Below are 1,435 nucleotides of genomic sequence, written 5' to 3'. Positions count from 1 at the left end.
AGCCTCTTTATCAAGAGCAGTTTGCTGACCTAAAGCCGTCGTTTGCACAATATAATCAATTTGCTGCAATGCAAATGCACTATAACGTGAACGCATAAGCTGCTCTGCCGTGAGTGCTTTTGCTGTGCCTAAATGTAAAGGCTCACAACATTCTGCATAGCTGCCTTTTCCGCATGGACAAGTTTGTTGGGTCATTTGGTACTTCTCAAATAAAAAATAGCTCAAAGTTGAGCTATTTTATGATGTTTCTAAATCTGACACGCAATTTAATCTTTCGATTCATCCTGTTCGATAGAAACAATATGAACTTTCTCGATTTTATGGCCTTCCATGGTTACAACTTCAAAGCGATAACCATCCGCTTCAACAGTTTCACCATTTTCAGGTAAACGACCTAAATGGAATAATAAATAACCCGATAAAGTAGAATATTGTTCACTTTCATCAACTAAGTCACGACCAAGTAAAAGCGATACATGGCGAATATCGGTTGAACCCTCAAGTATTAACGAACCGTCTTCTAAACTTTCTGCTGCTGCATCTAGTTCGTCTTCATCAGGGAACTCACCCGCAATTGCTTCTAAAATATCAATTGGTGTGGCAATACCTTCAATTGAACCATATTCATTTAGAACAATCGCCATTTGTAAAGGAGCCTGACGTAATTGCTCCATCACCATAAGCACTTGAGCATTTTCATGCACAATAACTGGCTCACGTAAGTGCTTTTGAAAATCGATAACGCCTGTTTCAATAAAGCCATTTAAAACTTTATGTGTAAGCGCAATACCTTCAATATTATCAAGTTCACCACGAGCAACAATTAAACGTGAATGTGTCATCGACATTAAACGTTCTTTTAAAACTTCTGGTTCTTCGTCTAAATCAATCCATTCAAGCTCAGGTCTTGGTGTCATCACTGACTTTACTGGACGTTCAGATAAACCAAGTACACCTTGTACAAGCACACTATGGTAAGCGCCATTTTCTTCATCAAAGACTTCATCAGCAAAAGCTTGAGTTGCCAATACATCTTCTTTATCAGCCGTTTGAGCGTCTGAAGTAGAACCGCTATTTTTACTGCCTAACATACGTAAAACAGCAGAAGCTGTGCGATAACGTAAATCTGTAGTAGTCACTAGCTTCTCTTGGTTGCGACGCATGGTTTGGTTGATCATTTCGACTAAAATCGAGAAACCAATCGCAGCATATAAATAACCCTTCGGAATATGGAAACCAAAACCTTCCACCACCAAAGAGAAACCAATCATCATCAAGAAGCCAAGACATAGAATAACTACTGTTGGGTGTTTATTGACAAAGTCCATGAGTGGTCTTGAAGCCCACAGCATAATACCCACAGCAATTACAACAGCAACCATCATGACTGACAGTTCTTTCACCATACCTACAGCAGTAATTACGCTGTCTAATG

Annotated in this window: 2 protein-coding genes; both read right to left on the bottom strand. The window is 39.3% G+C overall.

All coding sequences use genetic code 11. From position 1 onward, the window contains the following. A partial coding sequence (locus tag VXQ92_RS17790) for a YchJ family protein (RefSeq protein WP_416682702.1) occupies positions 1-195 on the bottom strand: 195 nt, incomplete at its 3' end. A gap of 71 nt (positions 196-266) precedes the next feature. Further along, positions 267-1,435 (bottom strand): TerC family protein (locus tag VXQ92_RS17785; RefSeq protein ID WP_416682701.1); only part of this gene is annotated, 1,169 nt, incomplete at its 5' end.

The organism is Acinetobacter sp. 228 (assembly GCF_048147885.1).
The sequence above is the reverse complement of the archived record's forward strand: the minus strand, read 5'-3'. Positions and strand labels throughout refer to the sequence as shown.